Raw genomic sequence first — 15,687 nt, 5'->3', positions numbered from 1 at the left:
TCGCTAAGCAGACGATGGTGCCATGCGTTAGTTCACGCATGGCACGGTCAGGCATCAGTTCATTCGGGTGACAGTGACTTTGCCAACGATTGAATCGAAGCGATGCCATGGCGACAGAGCCGACATAGAATCATCTGCTTGAGTAACCAGACCGGGGTGGCGGCTGATTTTATTCATCACGTCGTCACGAATTGCAGAAAAACCTTCACCACCACCAGCAGGTCCGGGAATTGACGCCGCTGTTTCGCTGTTGAATTCGGTGCCTGCATCATAGGTATTGAGGTACCAAGTCATGCTTTCATTATTTGCAAGGGCGCTAATATCGACTGAGTTTACGCCCGCGAAAGCATCATTGGTGTTAACCAACATGGTGGTTGCTGTCAGACGCATCATGGCCATATCTTCGGTGCTGATCATCACCGTTTCACTCGTTCCGGGCATGATGATTCCGGCGCCAGCGCTGACCGGGAGACCAGCGACGGCATCAAGCAATACGCTGTTGTCGCCACTTTCCGCCATCATCTCAATACCATCTGAGGCGGCTTCACCAATGCGCCACAGCATCTGGTCGCTGCCGTGTAAAACCACGGCTAAAGGTGAAAAGGGTTGCGCTGCCGTGAGATTTACCACCGTGACTTGGTATTCATAAACGGGCGTCATGTCCATATCGGTGTCTTGGGTGCTAGCGGAGTTATTGCTACTACCACCACAACCAGCCAAGGCTAAAGACGTCGCGATTGCTAAACCGCTTACCAGGTAATTGTTCATCGTCGCCTCCCGTTACTTGACGGTTACGGTTAGTTTGGCAACCGGGTTAAGCCAACGATGAATACGGCTATCCAAATCACTCATGCCACCTTCTGGATCGCTATCGCCAACATTACCGGGGTGGATATGGATCATGGTGTTGACTTCCTCGGCAATCACACCAGTTGCGCCCATACCGCCATTGCCACCAGGATTTGCTGGGATACCAGGTGCGCCAGGCATGCCGCCGCCGTTAACAATCTCATCATTAGCTTCGGTGCCGGCGTCGTAGCCGTTTAAATACACAGTGTAGGTTCCGGCTTGCTCAGGAATGGTCCAGCTGTTTAGACCGACAAAACCATCGTTGGTGGGCAATAGCATGGCAACGACTGTCAGCGCAGTATTAGTGCCAGTATCCCAATCCGTCACCATGGTGTAGCTCGCGGGGGCTAGTAAGCCGCCAGCCGGATTGGCTTGTGAGCTTGCGCCAATAGAATCTGCAATCGACACAAGGCCGGCAATGTCGCCTCCCTCAGCCATCGCTTGTAATTCAGGGCTAGCCATTTGACCGGCTTGGAACAAGCTGTACTCTGGGCTATGGGCTGTGGCAAGAATAGGGGTGAAGTAGATCCCTTGGGTTAGATTGGTGATTTTGACGTCGATAACCTGCGCAGATGCCATTAATGGAGTAGCAGACATGAGCAGCGCAGCGATTGTTGAGGTTGATTTCAACATGAGTGGTTTCCTTTCTTTGTTGCCGTTTGGGTTAGCTATAAAGCTATGAAAGGAAAATCCCGACCGAGTCACATGTTTATCACATTAGTATCACGAACTATTACGTTTTGATCGCACGCTGTTTTAGGTTATTGGCTTGGCTAAAGGTGGTTCTGTCTGCGCTGAAGCTGCCAACCGTTGCCGTTTGTTATAAACTATGCGGCATCAAACACTTCCAAGTTTTATCGATCACAGGAACTTCGATACGTGACTCAAACTCTGACAATTCGCCAACCCGATGATTGGCACATTCACCTGCGTGATAATGCCATTATGCAAACTGCGGTACCTGCAACAGCAGCAGTTTTTGCTCGCGCCATTGCAATGCCAAACCTGCAACCGCCCGTGGTATCTGCTCAAGAAGCAATTAGTTATTATCAGCGCATTAAATCCTGTGTGCCTGCAGGTAATTCATTTGAACCTTTGATGACACTTTATCTGACTGACCATACCACTCCAGAAATGATTGTTGAGGCTAAGCAAGCAGGTGTGGTTAAAGCCTGTAAACTATATCCTGCCAATGCGACAACAAATTCTGCTCACGGTGTCACTGATCTCGGACTACTAAAAGAGACATTCGCAACGATGGAAGAACAGGGCATATTGCTGCTTGTTCATGGCGAAGTCACCGAATCTCATATTGATGTATTTGATCGTGAGAAAGAATTCATTGATCGTCATATGACCAAAATTGTTGCTGACAACCCAAATCTGAAAGTGGTGTTTGAACACATTACCACCGCCGATGCTGCAGAGTTCGTCGCCTCTACCTCTGCCAATGTGGGGGCGACAATTACACCGCAGCATTTAATGTACAACCGTAATGATTTGTTGGTTGGTGGCGTGAAACCGCACAACTACTGTTTACCAGTGTTAAAACGCAATACCCACCAACAAGCCCTGCGTGAAGTGGTTGCAACGGGCTCCGACAAGTTCTTTTTGGGTACGGATTCAGCGCCTCATTTGAAACACGCAAAAGAGAGCAGCTGCGGCTGCGCTGGTTGCTACAGCGCGCCAGCTGCGCTAGAACTTTATGCCCACATTTTCGATGATATTGGTTGTTTAGACAAGCTGGAAGGCTTTGCTAGCCTTCATGGCCCCAAGTTTTACGGCCTGCCGGTTAACGACAAAACTGTTACTTTGGTCCGAGACCCTTGGCAAATGCCTGAATCAGTCAAGGTAGGCAGTGACGACATGGTGCCGTTTTATGCAGGCCAAACACTCAATTGGCAAGTGCAACGCTAGCCGAAGTTTTTTGTTTCAACGGGTAGGCGGCATTTAACCGCCTAGTCGAACTCTCTTTACCAATCTTTTAATCCCTTTATGCGATGTCGTGCTTGCGCTTAATGCTTTGCCTGCGTCACATCACATTATTTTCTTACAGTGTTTGTTCATTTAATTTTTATATAGTCATAATGACTACAACTTGATAAGTTAAATAGGCATCGTTACTTAGCGCCACCGGCAATATTGATTGCTACCTAGGTAACGCTTACACAATTAATGGAGATCAGTTCGTATGAAAGTTGCCGCAATGAGCGCTTTGAGCTTGATAATGATGTTGTCGGGCTGCAGTGAGTCGATTCAACCGAGCGTTAGCGATGAAGGGCTCAAAGATGCCTATAAAAACCACTTTATGATCGGTGGGGCGTTAAACAAGCCTCAAGCTTTGGGTTACGAGCCAGGCGCCCTAGCTGTAGTGAATAAGCATTTCAACACGATCACTGCTGAAAATGAAATGAAGTGGGAGTCGCTGCAGCCTGAGGAAGGTAGGTTCACTTTCGATGTTGCCGATCAAATGATCGCACTGGCACAAGCAAATGATATTTTCGTTGTTGGTCACACCATGCTCTGGCATCAACAAACTCCTGACTGGGTGTTTACTGACGAAGCAGGCGAGCTTGCCCCAAGGGAGCTAGTACTGCAACGACTAGAAACCCATATGACCACAATAGGCAAACACTTTGGCGAGCGTGTGCAAGGTTGGGATGTTGCTAACGAAGTGTTTAATGATGATGGTACGTGGCGTGACTCTAAATGGTATCAAACGTTGGGCAATGATTACGTTGCGGAAACGTTCAAATTAGCCGATAAAGTAGCGCCACATGCTGAGCTTTACTACAACGACTACAACTTGTTTAAGCCGGCTAAGCGCCAAGCCGTAGTAAACATGGTAAAAGATTTACAGAGCCGCGGTATCCGTATTGATGGCGTCGGTATTCAGGGCCACTATGGACTTGGCTATCCGGATCTCAATGAGCTTGAAGCATCAGTTAAAGCCTTTGCCGCTTTGGGTGTGAAGGTTATGTTCACCGAATTAGATATCTCGGTATTGCCATTCCCAGAAGAACAAGAGCAGGGTGCTGACGTCAGCATTGATTTAGCACTACAAGAAAAGCTAAACCCATACGTCGACGGTATGCCTGAGGCTGAATTGAAACAGCTGAATGATTACTATGTTGAACTGTTTGCCATGTTCTTGCGTCACCGTGACGCTATCAGCCGAGTAACTTTCTGGGGAGTTAATGATGGTCAATCCTGGCGCAATTACTGGCCGATGCAGGGGCGGACTGATTATCCGTTGTTGTTTGACCGTGACAACCAGCCGAAAGCAGCAGTGCAGCAACTCATCGATATGGCGAAACGACAATAACTGAGTTCCGACGAATCAAGCCCGCCGATGCGGGCTTTTTTGTCGCGATATTAAACTGGACAGCGAAGCGGGTAATTGCTTAGTGCTCGTTCGACTTCTTCGGCTGCATATTGCTGCAGCCGCGCAACACTTTCTAAGCTGTAATATGCGATGTGGGGCGAAAGAAATGCCCGGTCACAAGCATAAAGGGGGTGATTTTCGGCCAGTGGTTCTTGCTCAAAAACGTCGATGCCGGCGAAGGCAATGCTGCCGTGTTTAAGAGCTTGTGCAAGCGCATGAGTATCCACCAGAGCGCCACGAGATGTATTGATCAACACTGCGCTTGATTTCATTTGTTGTAGCCGTTGAAGATTAACCAAATGTTCTGTGTCTGGCGTCAAAGGCAGATGGAGACTGACAATGTCTCCTTGCACAAAGGCTTCATCTAAGGTCACTTTACTGATTCCGAGTGCCGCTAACTCTGCCGCCTCGATAAAGGGATCATAAGCAATGAAGGAAAAACCGAAGGGCCGCAAGCGCTCAATCAAGGCCTTACCGATTCGCCCAGCCCCTACAATTGCAACAGTCATTTGAGAATAGGAATGCAGAGCGGTTGCAGTGCTCGCTGGCCAGTTACCGGCTCGGATTTGTTGATCCCACCAAGGCAGATGTCGCCCCAGCGACAATGCTAGTGATGCGGCATGTTCTGCCACTTCAGATATTCCATAATCGGGCACATTGCACACGGCAATGCCATGCTTTTGAGCTGAATCCAAATCAATTGAATCGACACCAATCCCATAGCGAACAATAACCTTACAGCGTTTTAAGTTGGCCATGACCTTATCGGTTATTTGGGCGTACTGAACAAAGAGCGCATCGGCATCGGCAGCAGCGTCTATTAACTCCTGTTCGCCAAGGCATTGATGTATTGCCAGTTCGTAACCATTGCGATCGCACATTGCTTGTTCATGTGCAAATGACTCAAAGGTGCAGTCTGTCACAACTACTTTCATATATGGGCCCTCAACAGCGCGGTATTGTTGGAATTATTTGTCTCTCTGGAGACTAAAGCGGTTAGTTGATGAATATTTGGTCCAGATCTCAATATTGATTTTCATTTCGATAAAACCAGCGTTAGCGCTTTAACAAATTGTTGGTTTAACGTTATGCTGACTAACAGTTGTTAACGGTAACAGTTTATTCCGGCGCTCTCAAATTAATTAGTTTTCGCCCCCCCGAAACGGTGCATTTATTAATTTAAGTGTGGTTTAAAAGCGACATGCGTGTGTGCGTGCGCATGACTTTAGAGAGCGCTGTTTTTAATATCATTGTTAACGCAATCATATATTGTTGCGGTAACAAGTCGCAGGCAAAGAACTGCAGCTAATAATAACGATAGGGCGACTGGAGAGGGGAGAACGATGAGAGGACTAGCCGGCAAAAGAGCCATTGTCACCGGAGGTGCCCAAGGTATTGGCAGGGCATGCGTCGAGTCACTGCTTGCTCATGGGTGCCAAATCACCATCAGTGATATTGAGCAACAATCTGGCCTTGATGCTGTTGATGAGTTGCGTGGTCAAGGTGGTGATGTTCACTTTCTCCATGGCGATATGGGGGATGATAAGTTCTGTCGGCAGTTGGTTGAATACGCTTGCAACAAAATGGGTGGCGTCGATTTTCTGGTCAACAATGCGTTTGCATTTACTGCTGGAGGATTGGAAGCGACTCGCGAGCAATGGTTGCGCTCGTTGACAGTTGGGCCGATGGCCTTTGCCGCGATGACCCAATTCGTTGCGCCGTACATGACCAAGGCCGGCGGTGGCGCTATCGTCAACATTAGCAGTATCTCTGCCCATATCGCTCAACCAGGACGCTGGACCTATAACTCAGCGAAAGGCGCCGTCGGTCAGCTAACCAAGTGTTCTGCGCTTGATTTGGCTCCTAAGAATATTCGCGTCAATAGCATCTCTCCGGGCTGGATATGGACCCGTGAGGTAGACAAAGCCGCAGGTTACAACCGAGAGAAGTACGGCCCGATATGGGGCAGCTATCACATGCTTCGCCGTTGCGGATATCCCGAGGAAGTGGCCAGCGCGGTGATGTTTCTGCTCAGCCAAGAGGCTAGTTTTATCACCGGTACCGACTTGCCTGTTGATGGTGGCTATTTAGGGCTTGGTGGTGAAGGTATTGGCGAAAGCTCTGAATTTCCGGGTAGAGATTAGGTGGCATCCATGACCGATTTAAAACTCGCATGGCGTTACCAAGCAAAACTGGGAGAGGGGCCTTGTTGGGATCAGCAAGAGCAAGCACTCTACTGGCTGGACATTAAACAACATCAAATCCTACGTTATATTCCCGCAACAGACGAACAAAAGGTCTGGCAGTTTGATGAAGAAATTACTTCCCTCGCGCGCAGCAATAAAGGCGAGTTTATTGCTACTAATCGCAATGGTTTCGTTGCCATCGATCTGAACATTGGTCTGGTCAAACCAATAGTGCTTCCTGAGGCGCACATGCCAGACAATCGTTTTAATGACGCTAAAGTTGATGGCGCTGGAAATTTGTGGGCCGGCTCGATGGATGAGACCGAAACGAATGAATCCGGCGCGCTTTACCGGTTGTCCGCACAGCACGAATTGCTCAAGGCCGATAGCGGTTACATCATTAGTAATGGCCCCGCGTTCAGCTCAGATGGCCGCACTATGTATCACAATGACACCATCAAGCGTCATGTTTATGCCATTGACGTTGATGCTGACTTTAATCTTTCCAATAAACGATTGTTTGTCCAATTAGACCTCGAAGACGGTTGCCCGGACGGCATCACCGTGGATGCCGATGATCATCTTTGGCTTGCTCATTTCGGTGGTGGCAAGGTCAGTCGATTTGCGCCAGATGGTCAGCTAGTGGAACAAATCACTGTTCCGGCGCCAAATGTGACAAGCGTTTGTTTTGGCGGCGCAGACTATCGCGACTTGTACATTACGACGGCCCGCTTATTGATGTCCGATCAGCAGCTTATCGACTTTCCTCTGGCTGGCAGCCTATTTGTTTGTCAGCCGGGTCCGCAAGGTCTGCCCAGCAATTTATTCCGCGGCTAAGAGCTCCCACACAGGTTTCATTATGAATCAATTAGCAAATTATCTACCGGTCGATGGTTATGCTGGCACCTTGCTTGGACGAGCATGGCTACCGGCATCGACTACTGGTTCAATCGCTGGTCCTGCGCCAGTGTTAATTACTGAACAAGGTGTTTTTGACTTGTCGCCGTTAGCGCCGACTTGTGCTCAGCTGTTAAACAGTGACATCGATTTAGTCAATCTACAGGTCAATGTCCTAGTCAATATTGGCAAGTTTGATGACATCATGGCCAACACCATGAACCATCACGGGGATTTAGAACTGCCACACTTCCTGTCGCCTTTCGATTTACAGGCGATTAAGGCCTGCGGGGTGACCTTTATTTGCTCAATGCTTGAGAGAGTGATTGAAGAACGCGCGGAAGGTGATGCCGCTAAAGCCGCAATTGTGCGAGCAAAGATTGCTGATCGAATAGGCAATGACATTAACGCGATTGTGCCAGGTTCGTCGCAAGCACAGACCTTAAAACAAATTCTGCAAACCGAAGGATTATGGTCGCAATATCTTGAAGTTGGTATTGGCCCCTATGCCGAGGTTTTCACTAAATCACAGCCAATGTCATCAGTGGGTACTGGTGCTGCTGTTGGTTTGAACCCGATTTCAAGTTGGAATAACCCCGAGCCTGAGGTGGTGCTAGCGGTCAATGGTAGCGGTCAAGTGGTGGGGGCGACATTGGGAAATGATGTGAACTTACGTGATGTCGAAGGGCGCAGTGCTTTGCTGTTGGGCAAAGCGAAAGACAATAATGCGTCTTGCGCGATGGGGCCGTTTATTCGCCTATTTGATAGCTCTTTTAGTATCGACGATGTTCGATGCGCGGCTGTTGATCTGACCATTACCGGCGAGTCAGATCGATACACACTGAAAGACGGTAGCGACATGAGCAAAATAAGCCGTGATGTGTTGGATTTGGTTGCCCAAACTTACTCGGAAAATCATCAATATCCAGACGGTTTTGCTTTGTTTACCGGCACCTTATTTGCGCCCACTCAAGATCGTGATGGCGAAGGCAACGGTTTTACCCATAAGCAGGGCGATACAGTCCGCATTGCATCCCCAAAGTTAGGGGCGTTGGAAAACACTGTCACTTGGTCTAACCAAGCACCGCCTTGGACGTTCGGTATCAGTGCATTAATGGAAAATCTAGCGCAACGAGGATTGCTGTCATGATTCAACTTACCCAACAGTCATATATCGCGGGACAATGGCTGCTGCCTTTGGGAACCAGCTTCTATGGTATGGATCCGGTGGCGCAGCAAACCATGGCGATGTATCAAAGCTGTACTGAGATGAATGTTGCCGAAGCGCTCGAGAGCGCTCAGTACGCCTACCACCAATACAGTCAATTGAGTAATGATCACATCGCCAACTTTCTATCCACGATCGCAGATCAAATTGAAGCGCTGGGGGATCAACTACTTGAAGTTGCAGATGCAGAAACTGGCCTAGGTTTAGCCCGCCTAACCGGAGAGCGTGGCCGCACATGTGGCCAGCTGCGCGCATTTGCCGCCATTGTTGCAACTGGCGAGTGGGTGCAAGCCTCAATCGATACTGCGGATGCCGAGCGCCAACCTTTGCCAAAACCCGATTTGCGGCGGATGTTACGACCGATAGGCCCAGTAGCCGTGTTTGGCGCTTCAAACTTTCCATTTGCTTTTGGCACGCTTGGTGGCGATACCGCTTCGGCACTGGCAGCCGGTAATCCCGTGATCGTCAAAGGTCACCCGAGTCACCCGGCAACCAATGAGCTGTTTGCGGTGGCAATTGATCGTGCGATCAAACAATGCAAGTTGCCCAACGGCGTGTTCTCAATGCTGCAAGGCGTCACGCATGAGTTGGGACGAGTTTTGGTCACTCATCCAGCGATTGAGGCAGTTGGCTTTACCGGCTCATTGCGCGGGGGGCGAGCGTTAATGAATTTAGCCGCAGCTCGGTCGCGGCCGATTCCGGTGTTTGCCGAAATGGGCAGTGTCAATCCGGTATTTATAACGCCTGGTGCAATTGCCCGGCGCGGAGAACAAATTGCCATACAATTTGCTCAATCGGTTGCTTTGGGCTGTGGTCAGTTCTGTACCTCTCCAGGAATTGCTGTTGTGTTGCGGGAGCCACAGTTTATTGATCAATTACTCGCGGCGTTCGAACAAATGCCGGCGGGCCAACTGCTTAATCAACAAATCGCTGAAGCGTTCCAGACAGGCATGAAGCAGCTGGCAGCAAAACCGGCGGTTGAGTTGCTGACAGTTTACCAACCGAATCAATCCGCAATGACGCCTCAAAGCCAGCTATTGGTCACCAGCGCGGAGGCATTTCTAGCCGATGATACATTGCAACAAGAAGTTTTTGGTCCTTCAACGCTAGTCGTAGAGTGCTCCTCGTTGGAACAAATGTATCTGGTGGCTGATGCATGCCACGGTAATTTAACTGCAACCATTCACCATCAACCTGACGAGAGCAGCATTGCAAAACGGCTATTCGAGGCGTTGAGCCAACGCGTTGGTCGAGTGATTAGCAATGGCTTTCCGACTGGTGTCGAAGTCTGTCCTTCGCAGCAACATGGTGGCCCGTATCCGGCGTCATCGGCACCATCAACAACTAGTGTTGGCGCCGATGCGATCACAAGGTTCGCTCGCTTTGTCAGCTTCCAAGACGCACCTGACGAGTTGCTGCCCGCTGCGTTGAAGAATTCCAATCCACTGGCAATTAATCGCCGATTGAATAATGAGCTAACAACCGCAGCAATCGATTGACGTAACACCTGAGAACGTGAGCAAAACCCATGACAACAATAACTAATCCAATTATTCGTGGCTTTAACCCTGACCCTAGTATTCTTCGTGTTGGAGACGACTACTATATTGTTACTTCGACATTTGAGTGGTTTCCTGGCTACCAACTGCATCATTCAAAAGATCTCAAAAATTGGCGCTTGATCGGCCGCCCACTTGATCGTGTTTCGCAATTAGATATGGCTGGAATACCCGATTCATGCGGCGTTTGGGCGCCATGCTTATCGCATCATGATGGCGTGTTCTATTTGTTGTACACCAACGTCAAACGTTTTGATGGCCCGTGGAAAGATACCCCCAATTATGTCGTTACCGCGACCGACATTGAGGGGCCTTGGTCGGAGCCAATTTATCTCAATTCCAGTGGTTTTGACTCATCGTTTTTCCATGATGATGATGGCAAAACTTGGATGGTCAATATGGTGGTCGATCACCGAAACGACAAGTTCTTTGGTGGCATCGTATTACAGCAATACAGTAAGCGACAAAAGAAATTAGTTGGTGATATTCACTACATCTTTGAAGGCACAGAGCGGGGGCGTACCGAGGGACCGCACCTCTATAAGCGTAACGGCTATTACTATTTGCTCACCGCCGAAGGCGGCACGGGTTATGAACATGCCATGACGTTGGCTCGCGCGAAGTCGATCACTGGCCCGTATGAAGTGCACCCACATAATCCGATTGTCTCTGCATTAGAAGATCCGAGTGCTTATTTGCAGCGCACCGGACATGGCGATCTAGTAGAAACTCAAAATGGAGAGTGGTACGCGGTGTTTCTCACCGGTCGTCCATTGACCGAACGGGGTCGCTGTATTACTGGGCGCGAAACTGCCATAGAACGAGTTGAGTGGCGTGATGATGACTGGCTGTATTTGGGTTGTGGCGGTTGTCAGCCTCGCCCAGAAGTTGAAGCGCCGCGTTTACTGGAACATCCATTTCCACCGCCACCTGAGCGGCAGGATTTTGATGGTGAACAGATAGATTTGCACTTTCAATCACCGCGAGTGCCAATGTCGCCAGTTTGGGTCAATCAAAGCGACCGGCCAGGTTACTTGCGTTTATACGGTCGTGAGTCATTGGCGTCTTGTTTTAACCAAAGCTTAGTGGCGCGCCGCGTGCAGGAGCATCACACAGAAACTGCCACGTGTGTAGAATTTGCCCCTAGCAACTTTCAGCAAATGGCGGGATTGGTGTGTTACTACAACACCTATTACTTCCATTATCTGCACATTCACGGTGATGATTTTGGCGGTGACGCCAACAAAAAATTTCTCTCAATCATCAGCGCCGATCGGGTGCATTACGACTATCCATTGACCGAGCCTGTTGATATTACCGGTGCCGAGCGCGTTTATTTGAAAGCGGACTTCAACGGCGCAGATTTGCAGTTTTATTACGGTATCAATGAACATCAATGGCACAAAATTGGCCCCGTGCTAGATGGCAGTATTCTCTCTGATGAGCATGCCGCTAACTTCAAGGAGCGTTTTCATGCTGCGTTCACTGGCGCCTTTGTTGGTATGGCATGTCAGGATTTATCAGGCCAGGGCGTTCATGCTGACTTCGATTGGTTTGAATACAAGGAATTATCTCACCGTTAACCGAATGGCCGGTGGTTGTCTTAATCATTGACTGCGAGAAGTAACATGCAGAACGAAAAACTATCGTTAGTAGAAAAGCTGGGCTATGGCAGCGGCGATTTCGCCGCCAATCTGCTGTTTCATACATGGAATTTGTTTTTACTCAAGTTCTACGTTGATGTGTTCGGCATCTCAGCGACGGCTGCAGCCACCATGTTTGCCATTACTCGATTACTGGATATTGTCACCGACCCTATGGTTGGAATTTGGGCGGACAGGACTCGCAGCAAATGGGGCAAGTATCGACCTTGGATATTGTTTGGTTCGGTACCCTTAGGGCTTTGTGGTTACCTCATGTTCATTACACCGGATTTGGGCCCTGACGGTAAGCTTATCTATGCGTGGATTTCATACTCGCTAGCAATGTTGCTGTATACAGTGGTGCAAATTCCTTATTCGGCGCTGATGGGAGTAATGACCCCAGATGCAGCGCAACGCACCCAATTGTCGAGTTTTAGGTTTTTTGGTGCGTTCAGCGCGCAACTATTAACTGGCGCGATCACCTTGTACTTGATTGATTCTTTTGGTGGCGCTGAAGGGGACTTGTCGTCGGGCTACCGAACGACGATTGCATTGTTTATGATCTTGGCAACGCTACTTTATGCGTTCACTTTTATCAGCACCAAAGAACGAGTCAATGACGGCAAAACGCTAGATTCGAGCCAGCCAAGTTCTGATATTAAAGGTGATCTAAAAGCCTTGTTGACCAACCTAGGGTGGGGCGTGCTTTTTGTCTCCGCATTATTCAATTTGATTCATGTCGCGGTTCGCAATGGCGCCTTGCTGTTTTACTTTGATTATTATGTCGGTGACCAATCGAAAGCAGCATTGTTTTTTAGTGTTGGCAGCGTCTCATTTCTGCTGGGTATCTTGTTGGCTAATTTCCTGGTCAAAAAGTTTGCCAAGAAACATTTACTGGTGACCTTGACATGCTGTACTAGCGTCATGCTCTTTGCGTTTTATCTATTGCCGCCTGATGCCTATGGCTTGATGCTGGTATTTAACTGCTGTGCGTCCTTTGTCGCTGGCCCGATTCCTGTGCTGTTGTATGTGCTGTATGCGGATTTAGCCGATTACACCGAGTGGAAAACTGGTCGAAAGGTCATGGCATTAATTTACTCAACCATGCTGATTGGCGTTAAAGCCGGTTTGGTTGTTGGTGGTGCGCTAGCAGGGTACTTACTTGGGTTGTCAGGCTATGTCGCGAATCAGCCTCAAAACCAGCAAGCACTCGAAACCATCGTCATGCTTGTTAGTGTCATTCCGGCATCCTTTGCCTTGCTCTCTGGCCTAATGATCATTTTCTATCCTTTTAGTGAAGCAACGATGGAGCAAGTTGAGGATGAATTGCGCCAGCGTCGTTTAGCTGCTTGATTGGGCAAAGGCACCTAGTGCCTTCCCACATACCTGTTAACGACCATTGACTAGTAAGTAAGGAAAACGTTTTCATTGAAAGATCAAGGTGCCTTGGTAAACGTTTTCATTAGCGTGTAAGAAATAGGCCTTCCAATGGAAGATGGCCTAAAGAAACGAATGATTAATGGCTGACGAGCTGTAGTTCGGGGTGCAATTCGTTTGACACGCAACGTTCAAACAATGACGGATTGCAGGTGTTGCCTTCGATAATTTCAATGCCGAGATAAACGCCATCTAACGTCACTTGCTGATGTTTTACGATACATTTTAGTTTCAAGCTTGATTCGTTTTTTAGCTTAAATAACAGGTCGATACAGCCAGTTAAAGGCAGTCGGCAGGCGACTCCTAAGCCGGTCTGAGAAACATTGATTACGTCGACAGTACTGACGTTAGTGAACCAATTCCAATTATTTGGCATCGGTAGGCGGGCTTGGACAATTCCTTGAGCGAGGGAAACTCTCGGGCAGCCTCGAGATTCCGAATCCAAAACTCCTAAAGACTCCATGAGTCATCTCCATGTCTTAGAGTGCATTGTGCGCTGAGTGCGTCATCAAGTTGCAAGGGGACCGTCAACCGATAAACAGCGGCAAACGTTCATTGCGACCCCTCGTAAGTTAGCAGAAACGAGTGAGTTTGCTCACATTTTTTTCATTAATTTTTTTAATTGCTCTGGTAAGCTTCTGATATTGCTCTGTTAGTGGTTGATTTTTGGTTTGTGTGGTCTCCGCAGCTCACCGCTGTTACAGATCATATTTTACTCGGTAAAATAAGTAGTTTCATATAATGTTTATGGCATGACAATGTCATTGCATCAGCTTGATTATTAAATAAGTAACGGCTTACTGGATGAAGTTCTCAAAGCAAATCGGCCGCCGCCGGCTATGGATAATGCTTGCCACAATCGGATTTGTGGCCTCAGCTGGTCCTGTTTGCGCAAATAACTGGACGCCACCGCCACCCAAAAGTGTTGAAGCTACTTGGATTCAACTGGTGTCCGGAGAATGGGTCAAAGGTGATGTCATCTCTATGTACCAAGACAGCGTCAAGTTTGATAGTGACAAGCTTGGCTTACTGACCATTGACTGGAGCGACATTGTCACCATTCATGCTAGCGGTGAGTTTGGTATTTTCACCGAATCCGGTGGCAAGATCATTGGTCAACTGGATCGAATTGGTGACAAGGTAGTGATTGCAACAGCGCAACAGCAGCAGATTTTTGATGCCTACGACATTGTTTCGATTGCGCCGCGCGAAGAACGAGCTTTTTCTCAATGGTCGGCAAAGGTATCGTTGGGCTACTCCGTTAGACAAGGTAACAATGACGAAAGTGAATTTAATGCCAGTGCGGATGTGCAGCGTCGGACAGCGAATACCAGAGCGACAATTGATTACCTAGGCTATATCTCGGTAAAGGACGACTCTCAGACCGCAAACAATCATCGCTTAAAGGGCGTATACGACCGTTTTGTTAGTCGTAAGTTTTTTTGGCGTACCTTTCAAGGCGAACTGTTTATTGACAAATTTCAAAACATTGAGCGCCGAACTACTGCTGGTAGTGGCTTTGGTTATCGGCTCATCGAGGACGATAGTACCGAGTGGGACGTGTCCACCACTTTAGGCTATCAAGTAACTCGGTTTGAATCTGTCGAAGTAGGGCAAGACGGCGATGAACGCACTCCTGCACTAACCGCATCATCGGTCTACGATACCGAGCTCACTCATTGGCTTGACTGGAAAACCAGTATGCAGATGATGATTGTCAATGAAGCCTCTGGTCGCTACACCCACCACCTGGTGTCTACTATCTCTGCTGAGATTACCAAGTATATCGATCTCGACGTATCGGTCGTTTGGGACCGCACTGACAACCCTCGAGCCGATGAAGATGGTGTGATCCCTGAGAAAGACGATTATCGCATGGTGGTTGGCATTGGCATTGATTACTAATAATCTGGAACACATCATGAAGCTAACGAGGTTGTTGTGCAGTTTCCTCTTTATGGTCTGATCTTAAATGGTGGCAAGTCGTCGCGTATGGGAACTGCCAAGGGCGATTTAGTGGTCGCCGATATGACGTTACAGCAGTATATGACGCAGTTGCTGCACTCAGCTGGCATAGATAACGTCGTCGTCAGTGGTGTTGACGTTGCAGATCAATTCATCGAGCAGGGGCCGTTGGCCGGCATTGAAGCGGTATTGAGTGCTAAGCCGAATGCCCGTTGGCTGGTTGTGCCTGTCGACATGCCGCTGTTGGATGAAGCCGTGCTGCGGCAATTGATCCAACATGGCGAAATGGCTCATACTTGTGCTCATTTTGCGAGGTCAGTACTACCGCTTTATATTGCTTCAGGCGATGAATGCTTAGCCAATATTAGAGCTTGCCTCAAAAGTAATAATCACAAACACTGGTCAATTCGACACTGGCTTGCCAGCGAGCAATGTCGAGCTGTTGCTGACCCCGCTGGGGCAGTGTTGGGTAACATTAATACACCCGAGCAATGGCAGCAGTTTTTGGCCAATAAAACCCTATAAAATACACAAGGAA

The 15,687-nt window shown here is 48.5% G+C and carries 14 protein-coding genes; 10 read left to right on the top strand and 4 right to left on the bottom strand.

Annotation, left to right across the window (positions count from 1 at the left end):
- Positions 1-54: 54 nt before the first annotated feature.
- Complete coding sequence (locus CBE68_RS03650; protein ID WP_087504706.1) at positions 55-768, bottom strand: spondin domain-containing protein; 714 nt, start codon at positions 766-768, stop codon at positions 55-57.
- A 12-nt stretch (positions 769-780) separates the two neighbouring features.
- Positions 781-1,482, bottom strand: coding sequence for a spondin domain-containing protein (locus CBE68_RS03645; protein WP_087504705.1), 702 nt, complete (start codon positions 1,480-1,482; stop codon positions 781-783).
- Between the two features lie 246 nt (positions 1,483-1,728).
- Between CBE68_RS03645 and pyrC the strand changes: the two genes are divergently transcribed.
- Entirely contained in the window at positions 1,729-2,766 is a 1,038-nt protein-coding gene (pyrC, locus tag CBE68_RS03640; protein ID WP_087504704.1) for a dihydroorotase, read from the top strand.
- A gap of 274 nt (positions 2,767-3,040) precedes the next feature.
- Complete coding sequence (locus CBE68_RS03635; RefSeq protein ID WP_087504703.1) at positions 3,041-4,174, top strand: endo-1,4-beta-xylanase; 1,134 nt, start codon at positions 3,041-3,043, stop codon at positions 4,172-4,174.
- A gap of 50 nt (positions 4,175-4,224) precedes the next feature.
- On the opposite strand, the gene CBE68_RS03630 is transcribed toward CBE68_RS03635, so the two are convergent.
- Positions 4,225-5,169 (bottom strand): C-terminal binding protein, encoded by a 945-nt coding sequence (locus CBE68_RS03630; protein ID WP_087504702.1) that lies wholly within the window; start codon positions 5,167-5,169, stop codon positions 4,225-4,227.
- 408 nt (positions 5,170-5,577) lie between these two features.
- On the opposite strand from CBE68_RS03630, the gene CBE68_RS03625 reads away from it, so the two are divergent.
- From CBE68_RS03625 to CBE68_RS03600, 6 genes are read left to right on the top strand one after another with little or no spacing between them, the layout of a single operon-like run.
- Entirely contained in the window at positions 5,578-6,378 is an 801-nt protein-coding gene (locus CBE68_RS03625) for an SDR family oxidoreductase (RefSeq protein ID WP_087504701.1), read from the top strand.
- 9 nt (positions 6,379-6,387) lie between these two features.
- Positions 6,388-7,257 carry an SMP-30/gluconolactonase/LRE family protein gene (locus tag CBE68_RS03620; protein WP_143824479.1) on the top strand — a complete coding sequence of 290 codons (870 nt, stop codon included), beginning with the start codon at positions 6,388-6,390 and terminating at the stop codon, positions 7,255-7,257.
- A gap of 22 nt (positions 7,258-7,279) precedes the next feature.
- On the top strand, positions 7,280-8,467 hold the full coding sequence (locus CBE68_RS03615; RefSeq protein ID WP_087504699.1) for a fumarylacetoacetate hydrolase family protein: 1,188 nt from the start codon (positions 7,280-7,282) through the stop codon (positions 8,465-8,467).
- Positions 8,464-10,044, top strand: coding sequence for an aldehyde dehydrogenase (NADP(+)) (locus CBE68_RS03610; RefSeq protein WP_087504698.1), 1,581 nt, complete (start codon positions 8,464-8,466; stop codon positions 10,042-10,044). Before CBE68_RS03615 ends, CBE68_RS03610 begins: the two co-directional genes overlap by 4 nt.
- Before the next feature lie 29 nt (positions 10,045-10,073).
- Positions 10,074-11,687, top strand: a complete 1,614-nt coding sequence (locus tag CBE68_RS03605; RefSeq protein ID WP_087504697.1) for a glycoside hydrolase family 43 protein — start codon at positions 10,074-10,076, stop codon at positions 11,685-11,687.
- Positions 11,688-11,732: 45 nt separating this feature from the next.
- A complete protein-coding gene (locus CBE68_RS03600; protein ID WP_087504696.1) occupies positions 11,733-13,100 on the top strand; it encodes an MFS transporter in 1,368 nt (455 codons plus the stop codon).
- A gap of 163 nt (positions 13,101-13,263) precedes the next feature.
- On the opposite strand, the gene CBE68_RS03595 is transcribed toward CBE68_RS03600, so the two are convergent.
- Entirely contained in the window at positions 13,264-13,647 is a 384-nt protein-coding gene (locus CBE68_RS03595) for a hypothetical protein (protein WP_143824478.1), read from the bottom strand.
- 485 nt (positions 13,648-14,132) lie between these two features.
- On the opposite strand from CBE68_RS03595, the gene CBE68_RS03590 reads away from it, so the two are divergent.
- Complete coding sequence (locus CBE68_RS03590; RefSeq protein ID WP_158100484.1) at positions 14,133-15,089, top strand: DUF481 domain-containing protein; 957 nt, start codon at positions 14,133-14,135, stop codon at positions 15,087-15,089.
- Between the two features lie 36 nt (positions 15,090-15,125).
- A complete protein-coding gene (gene mobA / locus CBE68_RS03585; RefSeq protein WP_087504693.1) occupies positions 15,126-15,674 on the top strand; it encodes a molybdenum cofactor guanylyltransferase in 549 nt (182 codons plus the stop codon).
- Positions 15,675-15,687: the final 13 nt, after the last annotated feature.

It is taken from the genome of Neiella marina, from assembly GCF_002165625.1.
Lineage (GTDB): Bacteria > Pseudomonadota > Gammaproteobacteria > Enterobacterales > Neiellaceae > Neiella > Neiella marina.
Note: the sequence above shows the minus strand (reverse complement) of the source record. Positions and strands in the feature narration are given on the sequence as shown.

What these genes read in the sequence shown, in the direction of transcription:
- CBE68_RS03650 (WP_087504706.1), bottom strand. Translation starts at nt 768, where the DNA reads ATGAACAATTACCTGGTAAGCGGTTTAGCAATCGCGACGTCTTTAGCC.
- CBE68_RS03635 (WP_087504703.1), top strand. Translation starts at nt 3,041, where the DNA reads ATGAAAGTTGCCGCAATGAGCGCTTTGAGCTTGATAATGATGTTGTCG.
- CBE68_RS03625 (WP_087504701.1), top strand. Translation starts at nt 5,578, where the DNA reads ATGAGAGGACTAGCCGGCAAAAGAGCCATTGTCACCGGAGGTGCCCAA.
- CBE68_RS03595 (WP_143824478.1), bottom strand. Translation starts at nt 13,647, where the DNA reads ATGGAGTCTTTAGGAGTTTTGGATTCGGAATCTCGAGGCTGCCCGAGA.
- CBE68_RS03605 (WP_087504697.1), top strand. Translation starts at nt 10,074, where the DNA reads ATGACAACAATAACTAATCCAATTATTCGTGGCTTTAACCCTGACCCT.
- CBE68_RS03600 (WP_087504696.1), top strand. Translation starts at nt 11,733, where the DNA reads ATGCAGAACGAAAAACTATCGTTAGTAGAAAAGCTGGGCTATGGCAGC.
- CBE68_RS03610 (WP_087504698.1), top strand. Translation starts at nt 8,464, where the DNA reads ATGATTCAACTTACCCAACAGTCATATATCGCGGGACAATGGCTGCTG.
- CBE68_RS03645 (WP_087504705.1), bottom strand. Translation starts at nt 1,482, where the DNA reads ATGTTGAAATCAACCTCAACAATCGCTGCGCTGCTCATGTCTGCTACT.
- CBE68_RS03630 (WP_087504702.1), bottom strand. Translation starts at nt 5,169, where the DNA reads ATGAAAGTAGTTGTGACAGACTGCACCTTTGAGTCATTTGCACATGAA.
- CBE68_RS03620 (WP_143824479.1), top strand. Translation starts at nt 6,388, where the DNA reads ATGACCGATTTAAAACTCGCATGGCGTTACCAAGCAAAACTGGGAGAG.
- CBE68_RS03615 (WP_087504699.1), top strand. Translation starts at nt 7,280, where the DNA reads ATGAATCAATTAGCAAATTATCTACCGGTCGATGGTTATGCTGGCACC.